The sequence below is a fragment of the Asanoa sp. WMMD1127 genome (genome assembly GCF_029626225.1).
Lineage (GTDB): Bacteria > Actinomycetota > Actinomycetes > Mycobacteriales > Micromonosporaceae > Asanoa.
In genome coordinates this window covers 1,514,898-1,536,464 of record NZ_JARUBP010000001.1, presented here as the reverse complement: position 1 = coordinate 1,536,464, position 21,567 = coordinate 1,514,898, and the positions used below count along the sequence as shown (strand labels likewise).

General features: G+C 72.2%; 24 protein-coding genes. 13 read left to right on the top strand and 11 right to left on the bottom strand.

Going from position 1 to position 21,567, the window contains the following annotated elements:
• Positions 1–170: 170 nt before the first annotated feature.
• Positions 171–1,535 (bottom strand): DEAD/DEAH box helicase, encoded by a 1,365-nt coding sequence (locus O7635_RS07505; protein ID WP_278079680.1) that lies wholly within the window; start codon positions 1,533–1,535, stop codon positions 171–173.
• Positions 1,536–1,652: 117 nt separating this feature from the next.
• On the bottom strand, positions 1,653–3,182 hold the full coding sequence (locus tag O7635_RS07500) for an FAD-dependent oxidoreductase (RefSeq protein ID WP_278079679.1): 1,530 nt from the start codon (positions 3,180–3,182) through the stop codon (positions 1,653–1,655).
• A gap of 296 nt (positions 3,183–3,478) precedes the next feature.
• Here O7635_RS07500 and O7635_RS07495 point away from each other — a divergent pair, with 296 nt between their 5' ends.
• The 3 genes from O7635_RS07495 to O7635_RS07485 all read left to right on the top strand — a co-directional run bounded on the left by O7635_RS07495 (position 3,479) and on the right by O7635_RS07485 (position 5,438).
• Entirely contained in the window at positions 3,479–4,057 is a 579-nt protein-coding gene (locus O7635_RS07495; RefSeq protein WP_278079678.1) for a sigma-70 family RNA polymerase sigma factor, read from the top strand.
• Positions 4,011–4,712 carry an anti-sigma factor gene (locus tag O7635_RS07490; protein ID WP_278079677.1) on the top strand — a complete coding sequence of 234 codons (702 nt, stop codon included), beginning with the start codon at positions 4,011–4,013 and terminating at the stop codon, positions 4,710–4,712. Before O7635_RS07495 ends, O7635_RS07490 begins: the two co-directional genes overlap by 47 nt.
• Before the next feature lie 72 nt (positions 4,713–4,784).
• Positions 4,785–5,438 carry a fasciclin domain-containing protein gene (locus O7635_RS07485; protein ID WP_278079676.1) on the top strand — a complete coding sequence of 218 codons (654 nt, stop codon included), beginning with the start codon at positions 4,785–4,787 and terminating at the stop codon, positions 5,436–5,438.
• Between the two features lie 46 nt (positions 5,439–5,484).
• Here the strand turns inward: O7635_RS07485 and O7635_RS07480 are convergent, their stop codons facing one another.
• Positions 5,485–6,084: a TetR family transcriptional regulator gene (locus O7635_RS07480; protein WP_278079675.1), complete on the bottom strand. Its 600-nt coding sequence runs from the start codon at positions 6,082–6,084 to the stop codon at positions 5,485–5,487.
• Between the two features lie 87 nt (positions 6,085–6,171).
• On the opposite strand from O7635_RS07480, the gene O7635_RS07475 reads away from it, so the two are divergent.
• Positions 6,172–7,344 (top strand): alkane 1-monooxygenase, encoded by a 1,173-nt coding sequence (locus O7635_RS07475; protein WP_278079674.1) that lies wholly within the window; start codon positions 6,172–6,174, stop codon positions 7,342–7,344.
• Here the strand turns inward: O7635_RS07475 and O7635_RS07470 are convergent.
• Complete coding sequence (locus O7635_RS07470) at positions 7,276–7,758, bottom strand: SRPBCC family protein (RefSeq protein ID WP_278079673.1); 483 nt, start codon at positions 7,756–7,758, stop codon at positions 7,276–7,278. The genes O7635_RS07475 and O7635_RS07470 overlap by 69 nt on opposite strands.
• Before the next feature lie 116 nt (positions 7,759–7,874).
• Here O7635_RS07470 and O7635_RS07465 point away from each other — a divergent pair, with 116 nt between their 5' ends.
• The 3 genes from O7635_RS07465 (at position 7,875) to O7635_RS07455 (ending at position 9,910) form a co-directional block, all read left to right on the top strand.
• Positions 7,875–8,204 carry an HPF/RaiA family ribosome-associated protein gene (locus tag O7635_RS07465; RefSeq protein ID WP_278079672.1) on the top strand — a complete coding sequence of 110 codons (330 nt, stop codon included), beginning with the start codon at positions 7,875–7,877 and terminating at the stop codon, positions 8,202–8,204.
• Between the two features lie 375 nt (positions 8,205–8,579).
• Positions 8,580–9,380: an alpha/beta hydrolase gene (locus O7635_RS07460; RefSeq protein WP_278079671.1), complete on the top strand. Its 801-nt coding sequence runs from the start codon at positions 8,580–8,582 to the stop codon at positions 9,378–9,380.
• Positions 9,381–9,460: 80 nt separating this feature from the next.
• Positions 9,461–9,910 (top strand): DUF6069 family protein, encoded by a 450-nt coding sequence (locus O7635_RS07455; protein WP_278079670.1) that lies wholly within the window; start codon positions 9,461–9,463, stop codon positions 9,908–9,910.
• Here the strand turns inward: O7635_RS07455 and O7635_RS07450 are convergent.
• The gene (locus tag O7635_RS07450; protein WP_278079669.1) at positions 9,907–10,350 is read right to left on the bottom strand and encodes a MarR family transcriptional regulator; all 444 of its coding nucleotides are present in this window, start codon (positions 10,348–10,350) and stop codon (positions 9,907–9,909) included. The two genes, O7635_RS07455 and O7635_RS07450, sit on opposite strands and share 4 nt — an antisense overlap.
• A 64-nt stretch (positions 10,351–10,414) precedes the next feature.
• On the opposite strand from O7635_RS07450, the gene O7635_RS07445 reads away from it, so the two are divergent.
• On the top strand, positions 10,415–11,974 hold the full coding sequence (locus O7635_RS07445) for an OmpA family protein (RefSeq protein WP_347405264.1): 1,560 nt from the start codon (positions 10,415–10,417) through the stop codon (positions 11,972–11,974).
• On the opposite strand, the gene O7635_RS07440 is transcribed toward O7635_RS07445, so the two are convergent.
• The 3 genes from O7635_RS07440 to O7635_RS07430 are packed head-to-tail and all read right to left on the bottom strand — an operon-like array spanning position 11,952 to position 14,279.
• Positions 11,952–13,121 carry a sensor histidine kinase gene (locus tag O7635_RS07440; protein WP_278079668.1) on the bottom strand — a complete coding sequence of 390 codons (1,170 nt, stop codon included), beginning with the start codon at positions 13,119–13,121 and terminating at the stop codon, positions 11,952–11,954. The two genes, O7635_RS07445 and O7635_RS07440, sit on opposite strands and share 23 nt — an antisense overlap.
• Positions 13,118–13,780: a response regulator transcription factor gene (locus O7635_RS07435; protein WP_278079667.1), complete on the bottom strand. Its 663-nt coding sequence runs from the start codon at positions 13,778–13,780 to the stop codon at positions 13,118–13,120. Before O7635_RS07435 ends, O7635_RS07440 begins: the two co-directional genes overlap by 4 nt.
• Before the next feature lie 31 nt (positions 13,781–13,811).
• Complete coding sequence (locus O7635_RS07430; protein ID WP_278079666.1) at positions 13,812–14,279, bottom strand: SRPBCC family protein; 468 nt, start codon at positions 14,277–14,279, stop codon at positions 13,812–13,814.
• Positions 14,280–14,357: 78 nt separating this feature from the next.
• Here O7635_RS07430 and O7635_RS07425 point away from each other — a divergent pair, with 78 nt between their 5' ends.
• Positions 14,358–15,206 (top strand): sigma-70 family RNA polymerase sigma factor, encoded by an 849-nt coding sequence (locus O7635_RS07425; protein ID WP_278079665.1) that lies wholly within the window; start codon positions 14,358–14,360, stop codon positions 15,204–15,206.
• An 11-nt stretch (positions 15,207–15,217) separates the two neighbouring features.
• Here the strand turns inward: O7635_RS07425 and O7635_RS07420 are convergent, their stop codons facing one another.
• Positions 15,218–15,514: a hypothetical protein gene (locus tag O7635_RS07420; RefSeq protein ID WP_278079664.1), complete on the bottom strand. Its 297-nt coding sequence runs from the start codon at positions 15,512–15,514 to the stop codon at positions 15,218–15,220.
• Positions 15,515–15,856: 342 nt separating this feature from the next.
• Between O7635_RS07420 and O7635_RS07415 the strand changes: the two genes are divergently transcribed.
• The 3 genes from O7635_RS07415 to O7635_RS07405 are packed head-to-tail and all read left to right on the top strand — an operon-like array spanning position 15,857 to position 17,341.
• A complete protein-coding gene (locus tag O7635_RS07415) occupies positions 15,857–16,090 on the top strand; it encodes a winged helix-turn-helix domain-containing protein (RefSeq protein WP_089252336.1) in 234 nt (77 codons plus the stop codon).
• Positions 16,087–17,037 (top strand): threonine/serine dehydratase, encoded by a 951-nt coding sequence (locus O7635_RS07410; protein ID WP_278079663.1) that lies wholly within the window; start codon positions 16,087–16,089, stop codon positions 17,035–17,037. Before O7635_RS07415 ends, O7635_RS07410 begins: the two co-directional genes overlap by 4 nt.
• A gap of 58 nt (positions 17,038–17,095) precedes the next feature.
• On the top strand, positions 17,096–17,341 hold the full coding sequence (locus tag O7635_RS07405; RefSeq protein WP_278079662.1) for a hypothetical protein: 246 nt from the start codon (positions 17,096–17,098) through the stop codon (positions 17,339–17,341).
• A gap of 103 nt (positions 17,342–17,444) precedes the next feature.
• Here O7635_RS07405 and O7635_RS07400 read toward each other — a convergent pair whose 3' ends face one another.
• Entirely contained in the window at positions 17,445–19,547 is a 2,103-nt protein-coding gene (locus O7635_RS07400) for a S9 family peptidase (RefSeq protein WP_278079661.1), read from the bottom strand.
• Between the two features lie 80 nt (positions 19,548–19,627).
• Between O7635_RS07400 and O7635_RS07395 the strand changes: the two genes are divergently transcribed.
• Positions 19,628–20,917: an FAD-binding oxidoreductase gene (locus O7635_RS07395; RefSeq protein WP_278079660.1), complete on the top strand. Its 1,290-nt coding sequence runs from the start codon at positions 19,628–19,630 to the stop codon at positions 20,915–20,917.
• On the opposite strand, the gene O7635_RS07390 is transcribed toward O7635_RS07395, so the two are convergent.
• Positions 20,914–21,543 (bottom strand): HAD-IA family hydrolase, encoded by a 630-nt coding sequence (locus tag O7635_RS07390; RefSeq protein WP_278079659.1) that lies wholly within the window; start codon positions 21,541–21,543, stop codon positions 20,914–20,916. The genes O7635_RS07395 and O7635_RS07390 overlap by 4 nt on opposite strands.
• Positions 21,544–21,567 lie beyond the last annotated feature (24 nt).

The window sequence follows — 21,567 nt, the reverse complement described above, 5'->3', positions numbered from 1 at the left end:
AGGCCGAGGGCCGTGCTTGCGGCACGCCTTTCGCTCGAGCTCGGCTTCCGCTTCGAGGATCACGGAGTTCACGAAGGCTTCCGCGTCGCCACCGTCCAGGTGAATGATGTCCGCGAATCCGGAAGGGACCGCCGGTCGCGCCGGACGACGCTGTTGGCCGGTGCCAGGTGTCAGCGGCGGCCGACGCGGGTGCGGCTGGAGAAGCTGGCCGCGCTCGAGGTGCTCGCCGAAGGAGCCGCGGACTGGCGGGCGGTCGGGCGTCGGCCCGATGCCCGTCGTTGGCGCGGCACCGGCCGCTCCACCGCCGCCGACGCCGAAGCCGGCGCCGGCGACTGCGACGGCGCCACGAAGGTCCGCTCACCCGGCGCCAACTCGCTCAGCAACGGATCCCCAGGCCCCAGCCGCGTCGTCCGCGGCTTGATGCCTGCCTCGCGGGTGAGGTTGCGCACGTCGTTGACCTGGCTGTCGTTCATCAGCGTGACCACCGTGCCCGCCGCACCCGCTCGCGCGGTGCGGCCCGAGCGGTGCAGGTAGGCCTTGTGCTCCACCGGCGGGTCGGCGTGGATGACGAGCGTCACGTCGTCGACGTGGATGCCGCGGGCCGCGATGTCGGTGGCGACCAGCGTCCGCGCGTTGCCGTCCGCGAACGCGGCCAGGTTGCGGGTCCGGGCGTTCTGACCCAGGTCGCCGTGCAGTTCGACGGCCGGTACGCCGCCCGCGACCAGGCGGCGGGTCAGGGTCTTGGCGCCGCGCTTGGTGCGGGTGAAGACCAGCGTGCGGCCCGGCGCGGCGGTGAGGTCGGTGAGCACGGCCAACCGATCTTCCGTCCGTACGTGCAGCACGTGGTGGGTCATCTTCCGGACCGGCGACAGCGGCGAGTCGACGCTGTGCGTCACCGGGTTGGTCAGGTAGCGACGGACCAGGGCGTCCACGGCCGCGTCGAGGGTCGCGGAGAACAGCAGGCGCTGGCCGGCTCGGGGGGTCCGGTCGAGCAGCCGCTTGACCACCGGGAGGAAGCCGAGGTCGGCCATGTGGTCGGCCTCGTCCAGCACGGTGATCTCGACCGCGTCCAGGTGGGCGTGTCCGCCGCGGACGTGGTCGTCGAGGCGCCCGGGGCAGGCGACGACGATGTCGACGCCCCTGCGCAGGGCGGCGATCTGCGGGCCGGCGCCGACGCCGCCGAAAACGGTCATCACGCGCAACGACAGCGCGCGGGCCAGCGGGGCGATGCTCGCTTCGATCTGGGTGACGAGCTCCCGGGTCGGCGCCAGGATCAGCGCACGCGGTCGTCCGGGGCGGCGCCCGACCGGCGCTTGGGCCAGCCGGTGGAGCAGCGGCAGGACGAACGCGTAGGTCTTGCCGGAACCGGTGCGGCCCCGGCCGAGCACGTCCCGGCCGGCCAGGGCGTCCGGCATCGTCGCGACCTGGATGGGGAACGGCGCGACGACGCCAGCGTCGGCCAGCGGCGCGATGAGTGCCGGCGACAGGCCGAGCTCGGCGAAGGTTGTCTGGTGGTGCGGGCGGCGGACCGCCATGAAGGATCTCCGAACGTCAAGGGGGTGTCGGTTGAGCGCGGGTCGAGAAGCCTGCGCGCCGCTGACCGACGAAGGTCAAGGGCCCCGAACGAGGGGCGTCGCATACAAACTACCTGATCACCCGCGTCGCTTGGCAAGAAATCCGAGCGGGGGAACTGACAGGACGGGCGCGGGGCGTACGCCGTGCTGCTCCAGAATCGCGTTGGCGGCGACCAGGCCCGACGCGGCCGCCCGCTCCATGAGGGCGCACGGGAAGGGCATCCGCACCCAGTCGCCGGCCAGGTAGAGGCCGTCCAGATCCGTCCTGACGGCCGGCCGCGTGGCGTCGCTTCCGAGCCCGAACGCCGGAGCGTCATGCCCGACCCGGTGCTCACTGTCGAGCACCACGAGGTCCCGCGTCTCCGGCCAGATGGCGTTGAGCTCCGCGCGCATGCGCCGGGCCAGGGTGTCGGCGTCGACGTGGCGTGGCGCGGCATATGCGTGCAGCTCGAGCACGCTTCCACCGGTGCGGGCCGCCCACTGCCCCGCTTCCCGCTCGGCCCGGTGATAGAGCGTGACGGAGTCGAGCGTGGCCTCGCCCGAGATGCTCGTGAACGGCGCCCGGTGCGCGGCGACGTCGCCGTCCAACCAGATGCGGTCGACGGCGTACGGCGGGGCGGTGCGCAGCGCCGCGATGCGCTCGGCGAACGGCGGGCTGGTCCGCGTGACGTCTGGCGAGGCGGCGACGATGTCCCGCGCGGCGGCGGGATCGACGGCCAGCACGACGTGCTCGGCCGAGATCCGTGCGCCGCCGACGACGCTGACCTTCCAGCCCGGCTCGAGCCGGTCGACCGGAGAGCCCAGCAGCACGTCGACGCCCAACGCGGCCAGCCGCTCCGACAGCGGAGACCAGATCGCGGTTTCGTAGTCGCTGTCCGGAGCGTCCATTTCCAGGCCCTCGGGGTTGCGGAGGAAGAAGAAATGGAACTGCATGATCATTTCGGCGGCCGACATCTCCGCCTCGAGGTTGAAGAAGGAGTGGGCGAAGACGTCGAACAGCATGGCGCGAGCGCGGGGTGGCAGGCCGAGGCCGTCCAGGTACGCCGCCGCGGAGATCGCGTCGAAGTCGCGGTAGGTCTCCGTCCTCGCGTACGTCAGCATGGGCAGGGCGGCTTTGCTGTCCATCCGCCGCAACTCGCGCAACCGCAGGCTGGGCGACCGCACCAGCAGCGCCAGCAGGTTCGCCGGCGGCATGCCGAACAGGCCGGCGAAGTCCTCCTCGGGCCATTGCCGGGAGTTGACCGGATAGCGACCGAGGGGCCGCAGGAAACCCAACTCCGGATCGATGCGACGCAGTACGTTCCGCAGGTTGTAGTACTGGCGGAAGAAACCGTGAAAGCCGTGTTCCACCACCTGCGACGTGCCGTCGCTCAGCCGCACCGGCCACGTCGTCAGCCGGCCGCCCAGTCGGTTGCCGCGCTCGAGCAGGGTCACCGCCATGCCGCGTTCGGCCAATGTCAGCGCCGCGGTGACACCGGCGATGCCGCCTCCGATGACCACCGCCGTCGCGCCCGGGTCGAGGGTGTGCTTCTGGTCGCTGCGGACCGCGTCGACCCGGCGGGGCACGTTGCCGGTAACCCGCCTGAGGAACATCGGCCGCATCGTCATCGTCGTAACCGTATAAGATATCGACGCAATCCGCTCACTTCACGCGGCTTCCCACTTCAAACCTCGCCGAGGCTGGGAGATCATGCGCCATTCGCGCTTCGGCACCGTCCCAGAATCGACGCAACACGTTGCTTCTCGACGGTGGGTCGGTCAGTGTCGTAGGGAACACCGTGGCTCCCCACGGCCGGCGGTGGGCACAACCGAGGTAGGTCCACTGTTCAGCCGGCGGCGTCCTGGCCCAGAGCCGAGGCGCCGCCGGCCCCTCACGCCCCCGCGACAGGCCCGGGAGGAGGTCGATGTTCACCGACGACGAGCTCGCCGAGCGGCTGCGTGCGGGCGACGAGAAGGCGCTGCGCACGGCGTACGAACGGCATGGCGCCGCGGTGCTCTACCTCGCCCAGCGCCTCCTGCGGAACCGGGCCGACGCCGAGGACGTCACCCAGCTGACGTTCGTGGCGGCGTGGTCGGGGCGGGACTCGTTCGACCCGCAGCGCGGCACATTGCTGGGCTGGTTGCTGGGGATCGCCCGGCGCAAAGCGATCGACCGGATCCGGGCGGCGGTGCGCGACGACCGGGTCGCCGAAACGGTACGCGCGCAGCTCGCCCCGCCGGAGCAGCCCGAGCTCCCGGAGCGCATCGTCGACCGGCTGCTCGTGGCCGACGAGCTGGGCCGGCTGCCCGCCGAGCAGCGGCGCACGCTGGAGCTGGCCTTCTTCGACGACCTCACCCACCCGCAGATAGCGGCGGTGACCGGACTTCCCCTCGGTACGGTGAAGAGCCACATCCGCCGTGGCCTGGCCAACCTGCGACGCCGTTGGGAGGTGGACGGTGCAGCATCTGGATCCCGATCGGCTGGTTCTACTCGCGCTCGCTGAGCAGACCGAGGCGCCGTCCGAGCTCGACCACCTGACGACGTGCGCGGTCTGCCGGCACGAGCTCGAGTCCTTGCGTACGGTCGCCGAACTGGGCGTGGAAAGCCAGGACCTGCGCGACCTGCCGCCGCCGCCCGAGCGCATCTGGCAGCGCATCGAGGCCGATCTGACCCCCGCGTCACCGGCGATCACCCACGTCGCCGAGCCGTCGCGGCGTTCGCGGCCGCGCTGGCTGATGCCGGCACTCGCCGCGGCCGCGGCCGCCGTCCTCGCGGTCGCCGGCACGGTCGCCGTTGACCGCTTCGTGTCCCGCGCCCCGGCCGAGCGGGTGACGGCGCGGGCGACCCTGTCCCCGCTGCCGACCGTGCCGGCCACCGCGGGCGGCACCGTGCAGGTCCTGTCCGCCGGCGAGATGCGCATCGAGGTGCGGCACCTGCCGCTGACCACCGGCTTCCACGAGGTCTGGCTGATCGACCCCGACGAACCCACCCGCATGGTCGCGGTCGGCAACCTGTCCGACAGGCCGGACGCGTTGCTCACCGTCCCGCCCGGCGTCGACCTCAACCGCTACCGCCTGGTCGACGTCAGCGACGAGCCGCACGACGGCGACGCCGCGCACTCCGGCCGCAGCCTGCTGCGCGGAACACTGACCTATTAGGTGCATCCGGCGCGGGCGGCCCGCCCGAAGGAAGGGGTGACCACCCCCGTACTCGGAAGGGACACCCCGACGATGAGGTTCATCCGACTCGGCAGGCGAGCCGCGGCCGTGGCGTCCGCCGCGATCGTCATCTCCGCTCTCGCCGCCGCACCGGCCGACGCACACGGCAGGACGAAGCCGTTGGGCACCAGGTCGCTCGCCGCGGTGCTGACCGCGGACCAGAGCGGGTTCGACCGCAACGGCAGCGACTACGACATCCTGACCGCCGCGGTGCAGGCCGTGCTCGCGGCCAAGCCGGCCAGCGCGGTCGGCGTGCTCGCCGACGGCGGGACCGCGCTGACCGCGTTCATCCCGAACGACCGTGCCTTCCAGACGCTGGTCGCCGACCTGCAGCACACCAAGCGGTTGCCCAGCGAGCGGGCGTCGTTCACCGCGGTGGCCGGACTCGGCATCGACACCGTGGAGTCGGTGCTGCTCTACCACGTGGTGCCGGGCGCCACGATCGACCGCAGGGCGGCGCTGAAGGCGGACGGCGCGACGTTGACGACGGCGGCGGGCGCCCCCATCAAGGTCGACGTGTACGGCTACTGGTGGAAGCGGGTCAAGCTGGTCGACGCCGACCGCAGCGACCGGGACCCGCGCGTCAACCGGTTCGACATCAACAAGGGCAACCGGCAGATCGCCCACGGCATCGATCGCGTGCTGCGCCCGATCGACCTGCCGTGACCGACGGCGGCGGGCGCGGCCGGGACCGCGCCCGCCGCCCCGGGTCTCACCGCCCCGCCGCGCTGACCATCCTGGCCAGGAGGTCGGCGAGGTCGTTGGCGCTCTGCTGGGGCGAGGCCGTCGGGTACGTCAGGTGGCTGATCACCAGGCGCACGATCGAGTCGAAGACGATCTCGAGCTGGTCCGCGCGATAGCCGGGCAGCGTCGACGCCCACTCGTGCAGCACGGCGACCGTCGCCTCGAGGATCAGCTGCGGCCGCGTCGTCAGATAGGGCAGCAGGGGGTCGGGCTGGTCCTCGCCGCCGCGCACGATGCTCTTGATCAGCAGGTTGTCGGCGGCGTCGTCGAGGGTCACGCCGATGGCGGCCCGCGCGGCGGCCCGGATATCGGTGCCGTGGCCGCGCAGCGCCGCGCGCACCGCGTCGAGGAACCGGTCGATCTCCGCGGCGGCCAGCGCGTCGGCCAGGCCGCTCTTGTCACCGAACTCGTTGTAGACGGTCTGGCGGCTCACCCCGGCCGCCGCGGCGACGTCGGCCATCCGCACCTCCCGCCAGCCTCGGGCGACCGCGAGCTCGCGCGCCGCCGCCACCAGGGTGGCCCGGAGGCGGGCCCGCACGGCGGTGCGGTGGCGGACCGGGTCGGGCATGGTCCACATCGTACGGGCCCTGGACAGCGCCGGCCAGCGAGTCCACACTCTTTACATCGACGGTCGTCGTGTAAAGGAGGCGGGCTGATGAACTGGGCTGATCCGCGCCGGCACCTCTGGCCACTGGCGCTGGTCGTACCAATGCTGCCGTTCGGGGGCTATGGCCTGTCGCGGATCGTCGGTGACGCGGGGTGGTGGCTGACCCCCGTCGCGGTGTTCGGGTTCATCCCGCTGGTCGACGTGCTCGCCGGCCTCGACCGACGCAACCCACCCGACGAGGCGTACGCCGCCCTCCAGAACGACCGCTACTACCGCTGGCTGACCTTCCTCTACCTGCCGGCGCAGTACGCGGCGCTGGCGGTGTGCTGCGCCGTCTGGGTCAGCGGCCGGCCGGGGCCGCTGGGCATGGTCGGCCTGGTGCTCACCGCCGGCATCGTCAACGGCATCGCCATCAACACCGCCCACGAGCTCGGCCACAAGCGGGAGTCGGTCGAACGGTGGCTGTCCAAGATCGCGCTAGCGCCGGCCGGATACGGGCACTTCTTCGTCGAACACAACCGCGGTCATCACGTACGCGTGGCCACGCCCGAGGACCCGGCGAGCGCGCGCCTGGGGGAGACGTTCTGGCGGTTCTGGCCCCGGACGGTGCTGGGCAGCCTGCGCTCGGCATGGCGGCTCGAGTCGGCGCGACTGCGGCTGCGCCGCCGCCGGGTGCTGAGCCACCGCAACGAGGTCCTCAACGCGTGGGCGATGACGGTCGCGCTGGTCGGCATCCTCACCGCGGCGTACGGACCGGCGGTCCTGCCGTTCCTGCTGTGCCAGGCTGTGGTCGGCTTCAGCCTCCTCGAGGTGGTGAACTACCTGGAGCACTACGGCCTGCGCCGGCAGCGCGGTCCCGCCGGCCGCTACGAACCTGTCGATCCGCGCCACAGCTGGAACAGCGACCGCATCACCACCAACGTCTTCCTCTTCCAGCTGCAACGCCACAGCGACCACCACGCCAACCCGATCCGTCGCTACCAGACGTTGCGCACGTTCGAGACCTCGCCGCAACTGCCGGCCGGCTACGCGACGATGATTCTCGTGGCGCTGACGCCTCCACTGTGGAGGAGGGTGATGGACCACCGGGTCCTCGCGCACTACGGCGGCGACGTTACGCTGGCCAATGTGGATCCCCGTGCGGCCCGCCAGTCAGGCCGGCCAGCCCCAGTCGCTGCGGCGGGCGGCCCACTCGCTCAACCCGACGGCCAGCGCACGTAGCCGCTGCTGGAACCCGTCGCGCAGGTGCGTGTCGGTGCCGACCGGCACCCCGGCCGGGATGTCCGCCCAGAACTCCTGGGTGAGCCGGCACGACTCGGTCCCGATCGGCTCGACGGTGAGCGCTCCCCAGGTGGGACACACGCCGACCACGCTGCGAATGACGGCGCGGCGGCCGGGGTCGAACTCGACAACCTCGTGCAGGACGCCGAACCGGCCGGCCGGGGTCCGCTCCACGAAGGCCTGGAACTCGCCCACGCCCGTGCGACCGGGGAGGGTCGCGGCCACCTCGACCGCGTCGAAGAGCTCGAGTGACGAGGCCGGGTCCCACATGAACGAGAAGACCGCATCCGCGCTGCGCGGCAGGTCGACGGTGGCGGTCTCGCGGACCTGGACGGGCTCGGTCGTCACTCTCATCAAGCGGAGGCGGGTGCGCACGCCGCATTCTGTCAGGTCTTCGGCAACGGGTTTTGCCCCGGCGCGGTCCGGGGTACACGACGGTTGATCGTCTGTTGCCGAACCGAGGAGTTCAGATGAGTGGCGTCGCCAACCCGGCCACGGTCGAGCAGTGCCTGCGCGTGGGCGCCGGTTTCACCCAGGGCGACCGGGCCTGGATCGCCGAGCAGTTCGGCCCGCTGGACGCCCGCCTCGCGTCGTTCGACGCCGATGCGACCGAGCTCGAGATCTCGGTGAAGGACCGCCAGGCCGCCGGCCAGAAGGTGACCCTGGAGTGCTGGACCGGCGACCTCGACAAGATCGTCACGACGTCGACCGAGGACGACCTGCACGCCGCGATCATGGACGTACGCGACGACCTGCGCCGCCGCCTGACCGACGCCAAGGGTCGCCGCAGCCCGCGCTGACCCCGGATCGACGCAGCACCAGGGTGGCCCGGCTTCGGGCCACCCTGGTGGCGCATCTGGGCAGCTCTTCCATGGGGTGCCCGGCACGTCCTGCCGCGTCCGGAGTACCACGCCGGTGGTAGGAGCGCCCCACGGCTGGATGACGCCCGGCCGCCCTCGGCGCGCCTAGGTTCGAGCGCAGTGTCAACGAAGGCGCCCTTCGTTGACATCTCGGCTCGTCTCGTATTAGCTAGATAAACTAGTAATACGATTACCTAGTTAGCGCTCGAAGGGCTTGCCTGTGAGGCGTTTCGTGCTCGCGCAACATCGCCGTGTCCGGCATCGGGGGCGGTGCACTGGCGCCGCAGATCGCCCCGTCCTTTCCGAGGAGACATCATGAGCACAGCCACGGTCCGGTCCGCCGACGGGAGTACGATCGCCGTCGAGTCGCTCGGCGCCGGTCGGCCGGTGATCCTGGTCGGGGGCGCGTTCAACGACGCCACCACCGTCGCGGGACTGGCGGCGACGCTGGCGCCGTCATTGCAACCGGTGGTGTACGACCGCCGCGGCCGCGGCAAGAGCACCGACCTGCGGCCCGACGATGGCGACCGGGTCGCCGCGGAGGTCGACGACCTCGCAGCCGTCATCGCGTACGCCGGCGAGCCCGGGTGTGTGTTCGGGCACTCGTCCGGGGCGATCCTGGCGCTGGAGGCCGCCGCCAGGGGCGTGCCGATCGCCCGCCTGGCGATCTACGAGCCGCCCTACGTGGTCGCCGACGCCCGCCCGCAGCCGGCCGGTGACCTGCTGGCTCGGGTCGAGGCGCTGCTCGCGGCCGGTGACCGCGACGGCGCGGCCGCCCTCTTCCTCACCCAGTCCGCCAATGTGCCGCCGGCGCAGGTCGAACAGATGACCGGCAGTCCCATGTGGCCGTGGTTCGTGGGGCTGGCCGACTCGCTGCCCTACGACATCGCGGTGTGCGGGTCGGGCCAGGCGATGCCGGTCGACCGCCTGCGCCGCATCCTGGCGCCCACGCTGGTGCTCGCCGGCGGTAACACCGAGGCCTGGCTGAGCGAGGCGAGCCGGGCGGTGGCGGCGGCGATCCCCGGTGCCGTGCGCCGCGTGGTGGCCGGCCAGGACCACGGCGTGCTCTACCAGCCCGACGCGCTGCGGCCCGCCCTGACGGAGTTTTTCGCATGAGGGCGATGTCGAAACCAGGCGGGCGGCTCCGACCTCAGTACGGCCGCACCGGGCGGCCGTCCTAGATGGAGGAGAACGAGATGACTGACACCGGAATCGCCGTCCCCGCCTCGGTTCCCGCTGTGACGTCCGCCGGCCTGCTGGTGCGGGCGGTCTGCGCCGCGTTGGCGGCGGCGGCTCTGACAGCGGCCGTCGGCGCGGTCGCGGCGTGGGCCGGGGTGCCGATGGCCGCGGGCAGCGTCGGCGCGGCGGACCGGGCGGACGTGACCGCGGCCTCGTTCCTGATGGGCACAGCGATCTGCACGTTCTGGGGCACGGTGCTGGCGTTTGCGCTGCGCCGCTGGGCCCGGCGCCCACGGCGCGCGTTCGTCCGCGTGACCGTGGGGCTCGCGGTGCTGTCGCTGGCCGCGCCGGTGCTCGCCAACGCCGAGCCGGCCACCAAGGTCGTGCTGGCGCTGGCCCACGTGGTCGCGGCGCTGGTGATCATTCCGCTGGTCGCGAGCGGCCTGCCCGGCGAGCGCCGACCCTAGGGCCGCTCGATCTGCTGGTCGAACGCCTCCACGACCTCGTCGAGGAAGCGGACGATGACCGCCAAATCGCGGTCCGAGTAGCCGGCCAGGGTCCGCCGCCAACTGCGGATCAACGGGGCGTAGAGCGGCGCGATCTCGGCCCGGGTGGTCTGCGGATCCAGCGCCACGATGACCCGGCGGCGGTCACCGGCGTCCCGGGTGCGGGTGACGTATCCGGCCCGCTCGAGGCGGTCCAGCAAAGCGGTCGTCGACGCGGTGGTGAGCCCGGCGAGCCGCGCCAGCTCACCCGCCGGCATCGGACCCCGCTGCAACAGCTGCAGGCACTGCATGTCGGTCGGGTTGACGCCGGCCCGCGCGGCAGCGGCCTGGCTCATGCGCATCCCGCGCTCGCTCGACTGCCCGAGCCGGGCGATGACCTCGTCGACCAGATTGCGCGCCATTTACCTCAACATCCATTTATCTAGCCTGCCTAGCTAATGGTAGGCCCGATCGACGGGGAAACCGATGAGCCAGTACACCGTACGGACAATGCTCTGCGGGGCCGCGCTCGCCGTCGCCCTCGCCGTGAGCGGTTGCCAGAGCGAGCCGGCCAAGGACGGGCTGGGCCGGAGCGAGTCGACGGCCACGGCCACCGCCACGGCCACCCCACCGGAGACCTCCCTCGGCGTGGTCCCGCTGGCCGTCGCCAGTGGGCAGGCGACGATCGAGGTGCGGGCGCTGAGCCGCACGACCGACGCGGTGGTGACCGCGCAGTTCCGCGTGGCGAACACGGGCCAGAGCCCGATCAAGGCCATCGACCTCGGGCTGAGCGAGCCTGGCGACGTCACCCATCCCGGGATCGGCGACTCCTTGGCGGTCAGTGGCATCGGGCTGCTCGACGGCGGCGGCAACGCGCTCTACCTGCCGCTGCACAAGGCCGAGGGGATACCGGCCGAGATCTGCCTGTGCTCCACGACCGTGCGCGTGGTCGTCGAGGCCGGGCAGACGCTGGACCTGTACGCGCACTACCCGGCCCCACCGCCCGAAGTCGACCGGGTCACCGTCGTCATGCCCACGGCGCCGCCCGTCGCCGACGTGCCGATCGGCTCAGGGCCGCTCGCGGCGTTGCCCGACCAACGCGACCCCGCCGCCACGTCGCTGGCGCCGCCCCGGATTCTCAACGCGACCAGCGTCGCCGAGGGTGTCGACACCTCCGTGAACGACGAGGGCGGCGACCGCACCGTGCGGCTGGCCTCCGACGTGCTGTTCGCGATCGACCGCGCCGACCTGAGCCCGCGCGCCGACGCCCTGCTCCAGCAGGTCGCGGGGCAGATCGACGCCTCCGACGACAGCACCGTGGCGGTCGACGGGCACGCCGACAGCACGGGCACCGACGCCATCAACGATCCGCTGTCCCAACGGCGGGCCCAGACGGTCGCCGACCGGCTCACCGCCCTGGTCACTCGACCCGGGGTGACGTACCAGGTCAAGGGGCATGGTTCGCGCAGTCCGATCTTCTCCAACGACACCGCCGAGGGACGCCGTAAGAACCGCCGGGTCACGGTGACGTTCAGCCGGGCCAAGCCGAAGCCCGCGCAGACGACGGTCGCGGGGACGCCGTACCGCTTCGGCGCGGGCGCGCAGGCGGGCGCCGACTTCACGCCGGCGGACGTCAAGGGCCTGCGGGCCGAGGTCAACGGACTGCACCGCGACTCGACCGGCCTGACGTCGCTGGTGTGGACGCTGCGCAACGACGGCCAGACCCGCATCGCGTTCGGTGCCGAGCTCGAGAAGGAGTACTTCACCCACGGCAGCTGGCGGCCCCGCCGCGGTTGGGCGGCGGGCGGCGTCATGCTCGTCGACCCCGCGGCGCACATCAGATACGAGCCGATGTACGTGGCCAGCGGCGCGTGCCTGTGCAGCGCCACGAGTGCCAACGGGGCCAACGACACGCTGGAGCCGGGGGAGAGCGTCGTGCTGTGGGAGCTCTACAAGACGACACCGGAGACTCGTACGGTCGAGATCCAGGTCCCGTGGAAGTCCGACGCCAAGGCCGCCCACGTCACGGGTCTGTCGATCGGCTGAGGGGCAGCCGCAGCACCACTTCGAAGCCGCCGCCGGCATGCGGGCCGGCGGTGAGCGTGCCGCCGTAGAGGTGGGCGCGTTCGGCCATGCCGATCAGGCCGTGGCCGGGCCCCGGATCGGCGGCCGGCACCGGGCCACGGCCGTTGTCGGTGACCGTCACGGTGACGTGGCGGTCGCCGTAGGCCAGGGCCACGGTGACGGACGCCGGCCCGGCATGTTTGAGCACATTGGTCAGTGACTCCTGCACCACCCGATAGAGGCAGGCGTCGAGCCCCGGTGGCAGCGGCCGCGCCGGGCCGGTGACCACCAGCTCGGTCGGCACGCCGGCCGCACGGACGCGCTCGGCCAGCTCGTCGAGCCGGGCGACGCCCGGGGCGGGCGAGCGGTCCGGGTCGCCGCTGGCGTCGTCAGCCGACGTCCGCAGCAGGCCCAGCATCCGCCGCAACTCTTCCTGGGCCTCGCGGCTGTTGTCGGCCACGACGGCCAGGCCCGCGCGGGCCGCCTCCGGGTCGGTGTCGAAGACGTAGCGGGCCATTCCGGCCTGCACCGACACGACCGCCATGTGGTGGGCGACGATGTCGTGCAGCTCCTGGGCGATCCGGACCCGCTCGTCGACGACCGCCCGCCGGGCCCGGTCCTCCTGTTCGTGCCGCAGGCGTTCGGTGAGCGCCGCCAGGCGGTGGTTGTTGCGCTCCAACGTCTGCGCGGTGTCGCCGAGCTTCCAGGCCACCGCGCTGAACACGGCTGCCTGCGCCAGGACGCTGCCCATCGACGAGCCGTCGGTCCGGAAGCCGGCGTAGACCCAGATGGCGGCCGCGCCGGCCGCGGCGGACGCGGCCATCCACAGGGGACGCTGGGCCGCGACCGTGAAGACCGCCAGCCAGGTGCCGTAGACGTTGAGCGCCGGCCAGTAGCCGGCCGCGATCCAGCCGATCCAGGCGCTCGCACAGCAAACCAGGACGAGGACGGGAGCGGAGCGGCGGAAGGCGACCGGCAGGGTGCCGCCCGCGATGAGGAGCACACCGGGGAGGTCCAGCGGTCGCCAGTCGCCGCCCTGTTCCTGGCCGAGCAGGACAGCGACCACGGTCAGGCCGACGGCGAGGCCGACGTCGACGCGGGTCGGGCGCGGCCGCCGGGCAGAGCTCATCGGCGGCCGGGGGTGACCAGGCGGGTCTCGTAGGCGACGACGACCACCTGCGCCCGGTTGACCAGCCCGAGCTTGGTCATGGCCCGGTTGAGGTGGGTCTTCGCCGTCGCCTCGGACACGATCAGCCGCTTCGCGATCTCGGCGTTGGACAGGCCGGCGCCGACGAGCCGGACCACCTCGCGTTCCCGCGCCGTCAGCCCGTCCAGCTCGGTGGGCAGCGGCCGGTCGGGCATGGCCGGGGCGTACGCCTCGATCAGCCGTCGGGTCACCGTCGGCGCGAACAGCATGTCGCCGCCCGCCACAGTGGACACGGCCGCGATGATGCGCTCGGGTGGCGTGTCCTTGAGCAGGAAGCCCTGCGCGCCCACCTTCAGCGCGTGGTAGACGTACTCGTCGAGGTCGAAGGTCGTCAGCATCAGCACCCGCGGCGCCGGCGCCGGCGCGGCGTCGAGGATGCGTCGGGTGGCCTCGATGCCGTCGAGACCCGGCATGCGGATGTCCATCAGGATCACGTCGGGCCGCAGGGCCAACGCCCGCTCCTGCGCCGCCTCGCCGTCAGCCGCCTCGCCGACCACCCTCATGCCGGGCGCCGCGGTGAGCACGGCCACCAGGCCGGCACGGATCAGGACCTGATCGTCGACGACCAGCACTCCGATCACAGCGGCCGAGTCTACCCGCGACACACCAGCCTCACGGTTGGTGCGCCGCGCGATGGGCGGCTTCCAGCAGGTGCCTGCACCGGTCGACGCTGAGCGGGGCGATCCGCCCCGTCATGCGGCGGACCAGGGGAAGCAGGGGACGACCGATCGCGGGCGCCTCGAAGTCGAAGGTGAACGTGGCGACCGACCCCGTTCCACTGGGCTCGATCGTCACGCTGACGTTGGGGCGGATCGGGCCGTCGGTGCCACGCACGGCCCATTCACGGTACGGGTCGGCGGTGACCACCTCCTGGGTCATCGCACGGTCGGCGCCGCCGATCCGCCGTACGGTGGTGAACCGCTCGTTGCGCCCCAACGGCCCGGGCGGCGGCGCCGGATCGGCCAGGCGCACGGCGACGATGTCGCGCTGCCACTCCGGGAACCGGCGCGGATCGGCGACGTAGGCGAAAACCTCCGACGGCGGGACGGCGATCTCGATTCGGGTCACGATGGGCGACATGGCGGGCTCCTCGGTGGTCACGTTCGCGGGCGGTGGGTCGTCGTGTAGCGAGACGACCGGCGACCGACGGAGGTGACCGTGGACGAGCTGGCCCGCCGATTCGAGGACGACCGGCCTCATCTGCGCGCGGTGGCCTACCGGATGCTGGGCTCGTTCGCGGAGGCCGACGACGCGGTGCAGGAGGCGTGGCTGCGGCTCCAGCGAGTGGACGCCGATGAGCTGCGCGACCTGCGGGCCTGGTTGACCACGGTCGTGGGTCGGGTCTGCCTCGACGTGCTCAAGGCCCGCCGCGCCCATCCGGAGCTGTCCCTGTCGCTGCCGCTGCCGGACCCGGTGGTCAGCGACGCGCGTACGCCCACGACGCCTACGCCGGAGGACGAGGCGGTGCGCGCGGAGTCGATTGCCCTGGCGCTGCTGGTCGTGCTCGACCGGCTGTCGCCCGCGGAACGGGTGGCGTTCGTGCTGCACGACCTGTTCGCGGTGCCGTTCGAGGAGATCGGCCGGATCGTCGGGCGCAACCGGCTGGCGGCACGCCAACTCGCGAGCCGCGCCCGCCGGCGGGTCCGTGGATCGCCCGCCGGCAGCGCCGACTCGGACCCCGGCCGCCAGCGGGCGGTCGTGGCCGCCTTCCTCGCCGCCGCCCAGGGCGGTGACCTGGGCGCGCTTGTGGCCTTGCTCGACCCCGACGTGATGCTGCGGGCCGATGTCGGCGACCCGGGGCCGGTCGTCGTGCGCGGTGCCCGGGAGGTGGCCGAGCGTGCGCTCAGCTTCCGGCAGCGGGCCGCGACGGCTGAGCTCGTGTTGGTCAACGGCGGGGCCGGCCTCCGGCTGCGCCATGCCGGCCGGGTCGCGGGCGCGCTGGGTTTCACTGTCGCCCAGGGCCAGATCACCGAGATCTACATCTACGCGGACCCCACCCGGTTTTGAGCGGTCCGCGATCAGGCCGCCGCCACCGCGCGCTGTGCGGGAATCCAGGCCCATTCGCCTGTGTCCCAGTCGTGCCAGCCGGGGGTGTCCGCGTCGCGGCGGGGGGTGGGTAGGAGCACCTCCGTCGGTACGCCGACGCCCGCCACGATGAGGAGTTCGGCCGCCTCCAGGCGGGCGGCGCAGGGGAAGCGGCCCGGGCAGCCGGTGGCGGCGCAGGCTTGCGGGTCGCGTTCGTCCCTGCCGTGGGTCAGGTAGGCGCGGTTCCACACTTCGATCTGGGCGGGGTCAGGGCGCTTGCCGAAGAACATCGTTTCCTCCAATGAAGTCCGCCGGCAGACAGCGGCCCGGAGCCTTGCGTCACGGACCGCTGCCGCCGTCGGCCGGCGCTGCCGGGCACACCCGGAGCGCCAGCCATCTGGGAGCACCGGGGCGGGCCCGGGCCCGCCCCGGCTCGGAACGGGCGGGTGCCCGAACCGGGGTGAAGGAGCCCGATTCGCAAGGGCCAACTCGGAAGCGAACGCCTTCGAAACACATGCTGCCAGGGCAACTCTGGCACGTCTACATTGCCTCGCAACTTTGGTTAGTCGTCTTGTGGTTGCAAGATTGCAACAGGGGTGATCTACTGGACAGGCCAACTCGGAAGTGAGCCGATGTCCCCTTACAAGCCGGACTACCGCCGCGTCGCCGACGACCTCCGCGAGCAGATCAAGGACGGTCGACTGGCGCCGGGCGCGAAGCTGCCGACCAAGCGCGAGATGTGCGCGCAATATGGCGTGAGCAGCCAGACCATCGAGTCCGCCATGCTGGTCCTCAAGACCGAAGGCCTGCTCGACGGGCGCCAGGGCAAGGGCGTCTACGTCGCCCGTCCGGAGAGCGAAGGGTGACCGTCGACCTGATCACGGTCGACGACGTCGAAGCGGCGGCCCGGGCGATCGCCGGCGCGGTGGTGCGTACGCCTCTGTTGCCGGCTGCCTGGGCCCCCGGCCTCCAGCTCAAGCCCGAAAGCCTGCAACCTGTGGGCTCGTTCAAGCTGCGCGGCGCGACCAACGCGATCTCGCGGCTCGACCCGGAGCAGCGCGCCCGCGGCGTCGTCACGCACTCGTCCGGCAACCACGGCACGGCGCTCGCCTACGCGGCCCGGGCGTTCGGCGCGCCGTGCGTCGTCGTGATCCCCGAGACGGCGCCCGACATCAAGATCGCAGCGGTACGCGACATCGGCGCCGAGATCATCATGGTCGCGCCGAGCCAGCGGGCCGAGCGGGCCCAGCGGGTGGCCGACGAGCGGGGCCTGACCCTGATCCCGCCGTACGACCACCGCGACATCATCGCCGGCCAGGGCACCGTCGGCCTGGAGATCCTCGAGGACTGCCAAGACGTCGACGTGGTGCTCGTCCCGGTCGGCGGTGGCGGGCTGGCCTCCGGCGTGGCCACGGCGATCAAGGCCCGGCGACCCTCGGCGAAGGTGTTCGGCGTCGAGCCCGACCTGGCCGGCGACGCCAACGAGTCCCTGGCCAAGGGCACGCTGATCACCTGGGACGTGGCCGACCTGATCCGCACCAGCGCCGACGGCCTGCGCGTGCCGCTGAGCGAGCTCACCTTCGAGCACCTGCACGCACGCCTCGACGGCATCATCACCGTCACCGAAGCACAGATCACGGCCGCGACCGCGCGCCTCGTGCAGCGGTCACGCCTGGTGGTCGAGCCGAGCGGAGCCGTGGCGACGGCCGCGTTCCTGTTCCGGCGTGATCGGATGCCGCAGGGACGCACGGTTGCGGTCATCTCCGGCGGCAATGTGGATCCGACCGTGCTGAAGGCCGCCGCAACAGCCTGAATATCCTCCGGCCTGTTTGGGTAATGCCCTCGCGTCCGACGATTCGAGGAGTGACGGCATGTCCTACCCGACCAGCCCCGCACGGCCGCGTAGCTCGGCCGCCCGCATCTGCACCATCATCGCGTTCGTCTTCGCTGTGCTCGCGGTGCTCATCTCACCGCTGATCTTCGGCATCCTGGGCCTGATCCTGGGCGTGGTCGGAGCCGTGCTCGGCGACAAGCCCCTCGGCTGGTACGCCGCGGGTGCGAGCGTGGCCGGTGCGGTGCTCGGCATCATCATCAGCGCCGCGCTGCTGAACAACTGACCGCGGACGACGCCGGCCTGGCCCCTCTCAACGAGGGCCAGGCCGGCTGCCGTCTGCCAGCGACGCCGCTCCTGTCATCAGCCGGCGAGGCCGCTGTGTGTGTCTAGTCGGCCAAGCCGACGCGGTCCAGGATCCAGGCCGCGATGAAGGCCTCGTCCTTCCAGGCGTCGTAGCGGCCGCTCGGCCCACCGTGGCCCGCGCCCATCTCGGTCTTGAGCAGGTAGTGGCCGCGCGGCGCCCTGGCCCGCAGCCGGGCCACCCACTTGGTCGGCTCGTGATAGAGCACCCGGGTGTCGTTGAGGCTGCTGGCCGCGAGGATCGCCGGATAGTCCACATCGGAGACGTTCTCGTAGGGCGAGTACGACTTCATGTATTGGTAGACCTCGGCGTCGGCCAGCGGGTTTCCCCACTCCTCCCACTCCATCACCGTCAGCGGCAGCGACGGGTCCAGGATGGACGTCAGCGGGTCCACAAAGGGCACCTCGGCCACGATGGCCGCGAACGCCTGCGGCGCCAGGTTGGCGACCGCGCCCATCAGCAGGCCGCCGGCCGAGCCGCCGCGGGCCACCAGCCGGTCCGGCGCCGTCCAGCCGGCCTTGGCGAGGTGCTGGGCGCACGCGACAAAGTCGCTGAACGTGTTCTTCTTGGCCAGCAGCTTGCCGTCCTCGTACCAGTGGCGGCCCATCTCGCCCCCGCCCCGCACGTGTGCGACCGCGAAGACCATGCCACGGTCGAGCAACGACAGGCGGGGCACCGAGAACCAGGGGTCCATCGACGACTCGTAGGAGCCGTATCCATAGAGGACGCATGGCGCCGAGCCGTCGCGGGGGGTGCCCTTGCGGCGGATCAGCGAGATCGGTACGCGCGTGCCGTCGTCGGCCAGCGCCCACTCGCGATGCTGCTCGTAGTCGTCGGGGTTGAACTCGCGGCCGTCCGGACCCGGCTTGACCGGCTTGCGCTTGCGCAGGATCAGCTCGCCGGTGGCCAGGTCGTAGTCGTAGACCGACTCCGGCGTCGTCAGCGAGGTGTAGCGCAGGCGTACGAGGCCGGTCTGGTATTCGGGGTTGGCATCGATGTTGACGCTGTAGATCGGCTCCGGGAACCGCATGTCGTAGCCGTCGGTTTCGCCCAGCGCCAGGATCCGCAGGCCGCTGAGGCCGTCGCGGCGCAGCGAGATGACCAGGTGCTCGGCGAACGCGTCGACCGACTCCAGCCGCGTGCCGGGCTGGTGCGGCACCATCGTCGTCCAGCCGGTCGGGTTGTCGACCGAGGTGTACGCGAGCTCGAAGTCCTCGGCGCCGTCGTTGTGCAGGATCAGGAAGCGGTGGCCGTGGTGCTCGACCGAGTATTCGACGCCCTGGCGCCGGGGTGCGATCAGCGCCGGCTCGGCCGTCGGGTCGTCGGAGGGGATCACCCGGATCTCACTGGTGATCTTGCTGCCCGCCTCGACCAGCACGTAGCGCTGTGACCGGGTCAGCCCGACGCCGACCCAGAAGCGCTCGTCCAACTCCTCGTAGACGATGACGTCGTCGCTGGTCGGCGTGCCGACGGTGTGCCGCCAGACGCGATAGGGCCGCCACGCCTCGTCGACGGTCAGATAGAAGAGCGTGCCACCGTCGTACGACCAGGCGGTGCCGTAGAAGGTGTCGGGCACCTCGTCGGGCAGGGTCTCGCCGGAACGCAGGTCCTTGATCCGCAGCGTGAAGCGCTCGTCGCCGGTGAAGTCCGTCGAATAGGCGAGGCGGTTGCCGTCGGGGCTGACGTCGAACGCGCCCAGGGAGAAGAACTCGTGTCCCTCGGCGAGCGCGTTGCCGTCGAGCAGGATCTCCTCGCCCGGCAGCGGGGTGCCGTCGCCGGTGGCGGGCGGGGTGGTCTGCGTGGGGTCGTCGAGCGGGACGCGGCAGTAGATCCCGTACTGCTGGCCCTCGACGGTGCGCGTGTAGTACCAGTAGCGGCCCATCCGGTAGGGCACCGAGAGGTCGGTCTCCTGGGTGCGCTGGCGGATCTCGCCGAACAGCCGTTCCCGCAGGTGGGCGAGGTGTTCGGTGCGGGCCTCGGTGTACGCGTTCTCCGCCTTCAGGTAGGCGAGCGTGTCGGGATCGTCTTTTTCCGCGAGCCATGCGTACTCGTCGACCACGGTGTCGCCGTGGTGGGTGCGCTCGCGCGGAACCTGCTTCGCGACTGGGGCTTTCGGCTCGTCGGTCACCCCGTGCACGCTACCCGTAGCGGCGTTGGGTCTTCGTTGGCGGGCGTTGCAGCCCGTTCGAACATGTGTACGATTGCGCCATGACTTCGCCGGGCGGCTTCGACGTGCGGCGACGCCTGGCCGACATCTGCGGCGAGCAGTTCGCCCGCGAGGCCGGCGCCGCCGACGAGGTGGCCGGCGTGCCCGCGCGGTGGGTCGCGGCGCCCGGCACCGTCGAGGCGGCTTCGGCGGTCCTGTCCCTGGCGGCCGACCACGACCTGGCCGTGGTGCCCCGCGGTGCGGCGACCAAACTCGACTGGGGCGCGCCGCCGGCCCGGCTCGACCTCATCGTCGACACCGGGCGGCTGGCCGGCATCTGGCATCGCGACCCTGGTGAGCTGAGCGTCGAGGTCGGCGCCGGCACGCCGGTGCGAGCGGTGCAGGCCGCGCTCGGGCAGCGCGGCCACCGGTTGGCCTGCGACCCGCGGTCGATCGGCGCGACGATCGGCGGGGTGCTGGCCGCCGACGAGGCCGGGCCGCTGCGCCACCGGTTCGGCACGCCGTGCGAGCAGGTGATCGGGGTCAGTTACATCGACGCCGAGGGGCGGCTGCACCATGCCGACGGCTGGTCGATGCGCGGCGGCGCCGGGCCGGGGCTCAACCAGGTCCTGTGCGGGTCGCAGGGCGCGCTGGCGCTGCTGGTCTCCGCGACGTTGCGGACCCAGGCCGCACCGTCCGCCCGCGTCTGGGTGAGCCGCTCGGTGTGGACGCCGCTGGAGGTGCACGACCTGGTGCGGCAGGCGTTGGCGGCGTCGGTGGCGCCATCGGCGATCGAGGTCGACCTGCCGGCCCATCGGGCGTTGCTGATCCCGCGCCAGCGGAGCCGGCAGGGCCCCGGCACGGTCGCGCTGCTGCTGGAGGGCGCCCAGGCCGAGGTGCTCGAGCGAGCCGAGCAGCTGGTGGGGGTGCTGGGCGGTGACGCCCGGGCGCTCGACACCCCGCCGCGCTGGTGGCATCGCTATCCGTTCGAGCCGGGCGAGGTCGCGTTGCGGTTGACGGTGCCGATCAGCGACCTGCACGCGGCGATCTACGCGCTGCGCGACGCGGTGGGCGGTCCGATCCCGGTGCGCGGGGCCGCGGGCATCGGGGTCGTGCAGGCCTCGCTGCCAGCCAGCCTCGGTGCGGAGCGGGTCGCGGCGATCCTGTCGGCGGTCCGTGGGGTGCTGCTGTTCCGCGGCGGGACGTGTGTGGTGACCTCGGCGCCGCCCGCCGTCCGCCAGGCGATCGACTTGTGGGGGCCGGTCGCGGCCCTGCCGACGCTGCGGGAGGTGAAGGAACGCTTCGACCCACACCGGCGCATGGCGCCGGGCCGCTGGATCGGCGGGCTTTAGCCGATCGCCTGCCGGAGTGCGGCCAGGTTGTCGATGACCGTGTCGGCGCCGGCGGCTTTGAGCGAGGTGGCCGGATGAGTGGTCGTGATGCCGACGACCTGCCGGGCGCCGGCGGCTCTGCCCGCTCTGATCCCGGCGGGGGCGTCTTCGACGACCACGCAGCTGGCGATGTCCCGGTCGAGCAGCTTCGCGGCCAGCAGGTAGCCCTCAGGGTCGGGCTTGCCGTGGGCTACGTCATCAGCGGTGACGAGGACGGCCGGGACCGGCAGGCCGGCAGCGCGGAGTCGGCTGGTCATCAGCGCCCGCGGTCCGGAGGTGACGGCGGCCCAGGCCTGGTCGTCGAGGCTGTTCAGCAGGGCAGCGGCGCCCGGGAGGGGACGCAGCAGGTGTGCGTAGCGCGGCTCGGCCTCGGCGATCTGACGGAAGACCGTGGCGGCCGCGTGTGCGGGGAAGAACTCGGGCACGACCTCGGCGTCGCGACGGCCGTGACAGACGGCGAGGATCGCCTCGGCGTCGACGCCGTGCTGGTCGGCGACGGCGCGCCAGACGGACGCCACCACGTCGGTGGAGTCGACGAGGGTGCCGTCGATGTCGAACAGGATCGGCGGGAAGGCGTCGAGGCTCACCCGACCGAGCCTACGAACCTCGGT